Origin of the sequence: Mycobacterium sp. (assembly GCF_032159765.1) — a bacterium.
Lineage (GTDB): Bacteria > Actinomycetota > Actinomycetes > Mycobacteriales > Mycobacteriaceae > Mycobacterium.
In genome coordinates, this window is sequence record NZ_JAVHWM010000012.1 from 1 (window position 1) to 3369 (window position 3369).

4 protein-coding genes and 1 pseudogene are annotated in these 3369 nt (G+C 61.3%); 3 read left to right on the forward strand and 2 right to left on the reverse strand.

Annotated features, from left to right (window positions below):
- Both QOH60_RS01425 and QOH60_RS01430 read left to right on the forward strand, forming a co-directional pair.
- Positions 1 to 211, forward strand: a 211-nt coding sequence (locus QOH60_RS01425; protein ID WP_526416330.1) for a fatty acid desaturase, incomplete at its 5' end; no start/stop codon positions are given.
- A gap of 72 nt (positions 212 to 283) precedes the next feature.
- Positions 284 to 649: pseudogene (locus QOH60_RS01430) on the forward strand (thiamine pyrophosphate-dependent enzyme); the annotation flags it as partial.
- Between the two features lie 48 nt (positions 650 to 697).
- On the opposite strand, the gene QOH60_RS01435 reads toward QOH60_RS01430, so the two are convergent.
- Both QOH60_RS01435 and QOH60_RS01440 read right to left on the reverse strand, forming a co-directional pair.
- Positions 698 to 1261: a hypothetical protein gene (locus QOH60_RS01435; protein ID WP_526416332.1), complete on the reverse strand. Its 564-nt coding sequence runs from the start codon at positions 1259 to 1261 to the stop codon at positions 698 to 700.
- Positions 1262 to 1359: 98 nt separating this feature from the next.
- Positions 1360 to 1932 carry a hypothetical protein gene (locus tag QOH60_RS01440; RefSeq protein ID WP_526416334.1) on the reverse strand — a complete coding sequence of 191 codons (573 nt, stop codon included), beginning with the start codon at positions 1930 to 1932 and terminating at the stop codon, positions 1360 to 1362.
- Positions 1933 to 2151: 219 nt separating this feature from the next.
- On the opposite strand from QOH60_RS01440, the gene QOH60_RS01445 reads away from it, so the two are divergent.
- Entirely contained in the window at positions 2152 to 2610 is a 459-nt protein-coding gene (locus tag QOH60_RS01445; RefSeq protein ID WP_526416336.1) for a cytochrome P450, read from the forward strand.
- Positions 2611 to 3369: the final 759 nt, after the last annotated feature.

Consider the following 3369-nt stretch of genomic DNA (forward strand, 5'->3'; position numbering starts at 1 on the left):
CACCCGTACCACGCTGCCGACCCGGCTCGAGGCGATCTTCATCCTGCCGCGCAATATCGGCTTTCACATCGAGCACCACTGGTACCCGAGCGTCCCCTTCTACCGACTGCCAGAGCTTCACCAGCTCTTGATGGCACGCGAGGGCTTTCAATCGCACGCCGTAGTCAGGCGCTCGGTCGTCATCTCGCTCGGTGAGTGCATCAAGCCCTGACGCGGTGTCGTTTGCGTAGCAGCGGTAACTCGCGATCACCCGTCCTCTTCTGGAGGTGAACGGATCCGTGAGTTGCTCGCAGCTGAGCTTGACCGGGGACGCGCCGACGACAGGTTCCCGCTCGCGCCGGCCCGCATCGTCGCCGACACCCGAACGGCCTTGCGCCGCAACGATATTATTCTAGTCGATACTGGCGCCCTCAAGATGTGGCTGGCCAGGCTTTACCCGACATATGAGCCGAACACCTGTCTGATCTCCAGCGGGCTCTCGACGATGGCCTGGACACTGCCCCGCATCTCAGCGGCCGATCAACTGCTTCCGACTCTGCGCAAAGGGCTCAACGACGACACCGTCAGCGTCATAGCGTGCCCGGTCGACTACTCGGACAACAACGCGCTGATCCCCTCGCTCGGCGAGTTGGACGAGTCATTGTCTTGATCACTCTCGCGCCGACGCGGTTTGGGATCACCATGGCGCTGCGGCAGATCAGTCACCGTAATACCTGTTGATCGTGCCGACGAGCGTGTGCTCCCTGTAAAGCCGGACGCGCAGCCTCTTGAGTTTGCCGTTGTAGTCGGTGGCCTGCACGTTCAGAGCAAGCGACTTCAGGCCACCCTCGGGACTGCAGACCTCCAATGTGTCAGTTGTCACGCCGTTGACAAACGCAGAGAACGACACGGTGTGGCCTGACGTGTCGAAGAAATCGAAGCGGACCGAACCGCATCCGTGGTCGAAGGCGTCCCAGAACAGCTTGCCCCACACCTGGGCGGTGTAGCGGCCGTCGTACCAACAGACGACAGCGGTGCCCCGCGGACTGCCCAACAAGTGGGGATCGTCGCCAAAGTCGACCTTGCCGTCCCCACCCGAGTCGAAACTGATGAAGTCGATGTCACGGAGCGCCGCACCTTGGTAGAACTCTCGGTGGCAGTCGTTTTCGTCGAAGGCACCGGCTAGCGGCGCGACCTGGTTTGTCATCGAGCCGACGAGCGCGCCGACAAGTGCCAGTGCGATGAAGGTGAAACCGCCCAGCCTCTGACCAATGGGTTTCATACGGGCCCCCTATCCGAGGTGGACCTCTCCGATGCGACGGATGTTACCGCTCGTCCAGTGTTCTCACAGAGAAAGTGCAGTCTGTTACCTGCGGCGGATCAGTCGCCGTAATACCTGTTGATCGTGCCAACCAGCGCGCCTTCCCTGAAGAGACGGACACGCACTCTCTTGAGATTGAGGTTCGCCTCGTCCGCGCCGAACCCGGCAGTCGCGTTCACCTCGAGCGATCGCAGCCCACCCTGGGCACTGCAGACCTCCGCCGGGTCAGCTTCTACACCGAAAACGAACGTATCGGACGGCACGGTGTGGCCGGACGTGTTGAAGAAGTCGATGCGGACTGACCCGCATCCTTTGTCGAACCCGTCCCAGTACAGCTTGCCCCACACCTGAGCGCTACCGCGGCCGTCGTACCAACAAACGACGGCATTACCCCGCGGTCCGCCGAGCAAGTGGGGATCGTCGCCGAAGTCGACCTTGCCATCCCAACCCGAGTCGAAGCTGATGTAGTCGACGTCGCGGACCGGCCGACCGGCCATGCCTGCCTCACACCGGAACTCGTCATAGGCGCCAGCCAGCGGCGCGACCTGTTTCGCCATCGAGGCGCCGAGCATGCCGGCTAGCGCCACTAGGGTGAAGGCGAAACCGCCCAGTCGCTTTGTTGAGGGTTTCATGGGCGCCCTCTTCCGGGGTGGACCTCTCCAATGCGACGGATGCTACCGCGCGTTCAGCTCTCTCACTGCAAATGCGCAGATTGCTCAGCAGCAGCCGCACTACCCGGCAAGGACCACGCCCGCCGAGGTGCTCGCGCGGCTACGTCGAGCGAGAACTATGCGCTTCTGGCGCAAGGGAATTCAGCGACGTCGTGGCCTGACTGCTCCCGATCTGGAACCTTGCGAAGGTCCAACCCGCCAAGCCTCGAAACCGATCCTTCTGCCGGCAAGAGTGGATTCCTCTTCGGCCTCGTCGTTCACGACGCCGAGCGAACTCAGAAGCAGATGCTTTACCGAACGGCGCGAAGCGATTACCAGGTTGGTCCCGTAACCATTCCGGACGGGGCCCGGGTGCTCCTATCCCTCGGTGCGGCCAATCGCGACCCGCAGGTGTTCGACGACCCCGACGAATTCCGCGTGGATCGAAACCCGACCGAACACCTCGCCTTCGGATTCGGCGCACATCTATGCCTGGGCGCACAGCTCACGCGGATGGAGGCACAGGCCGTACTTCGCGAGCTGGTGACCCGAGTGCGCAGCATCGAGGCTATCGGCGAAACGCAGTGGTCCACCGGCTACCTGCTGCGCGGCCCGGAGCGAATCAACGTGAGACTCACGCCCTCCATCGTTGCGGGATGATGAGATTTGCAACCAGCGTGTCCCGCCGAATCCTAGCGACTTCACGTAATTACTTGAAAGACAACGCTATTAGCTTCTGGCGTCTCCGAATCGTTATTAAGCGATTCCGGTCCATTCTCGTTTGTCTTCGATGAATAGACGATGGCCAAGGAAGCGCGTTCTGAGTCGGATAACAAGAAGCAGAAGTGACGAAGGTGGAATCGACTGTGCAAGAACGCCATCAGTCCCAACACATTCGGCCGCCAAGGGCCGTAGATCACTCCGGCGGATCGGCTGAGCGTATCGCGCTCAAGTTAACAACTGCCGAAGCACGGAAAGTGGCCTCCGCGATGATCGCCGCTGCCGATGACACCGAACCGCCTAGCTAACGGGAAGGTCAGCGTCCCAACGTGGTCCCAAACCGGACTCTTCGCGGGTGGACCAAACGCACCGCACGCGCAGTGCGATTCGCTGCGTTTCGTGCCGCTTGATCTGTACAAGCAGTGTCCTCGGTCAATGTATCTCTGTTGTAGAAACCACGATCCATACCCGATCACGAGCCATGTTGAATATCCGCTCTGGATGAAGCCCTCGTCGACCATCGGGACCCAACCAGTCCCTCACGGCGGCGCGTTCAACATCGCTGAGGGGTTCGTTGACGGTTCCTTCGGCAAAGATCAGCATTGGGTTTGTCCTCTCGCTGGTGTGTCAACCCTGCGTGTCCGGAGCCGTTGGAGTTTGCTGCCGGTGAGGAGATGGAGACGGGTCGTGCAGCGCGGC